This window comes from Pseudomonas sp. SDO52101_S400, from assembly GCF_054071635.1.
In genome coordinates, this window is the sequence record NZ_JBSVWF010000156.1 from 1 (window position 1) to 399 (window position 399).

Consider the following 399-nt stretch of genomic DNA (forward strand, 5'->3'; position numbering starts at 1 on the left):
GGAGGGGATTGAGGTAATGGTCGAGGGCGCGCTCGGCGGCTTCGTGGAATTTCTTGGAATCGAGGGTTTCGTAGGGCGAGGTGGTGTCGGTTTCGGGTGGGTTGGGTGTTGGTTTGATCATGGCGAATCTCCGTGATTGGATTTAGCCGCCACGACTCATCGCTAAACAAGTAAAGGTGGCGGCTGTACGCAGGTTAGCGATCCGGGTCACAGAAACCCCGGGTAGACCCGAAGGTCTCCCACGCACAGCCACCATTACGCCAAGTACAGAGAAGAGACTGCAATTGAGATTGGGCATTGTGGCGTCTGTAGGGAGTCGGATCGCTAAACCCGATCGCTGCTTTTCAGCGACCGCCAAACAATAGAACCCGCCCCCAAGGCGCACAAGCCGGCGGATTC

General features: G+C 57.1%; 1 pseudogene. It reads right to left on the minus strand.

The features are described 5' to 3' along the window. Window positions 1–121, minus strand: a pseudogene (locus ACW9HX_RS29155) (DUF6124 family protein); the annotation flags it as partial. Window positions 122–399 lie beyond the last annotated feature (278 nt).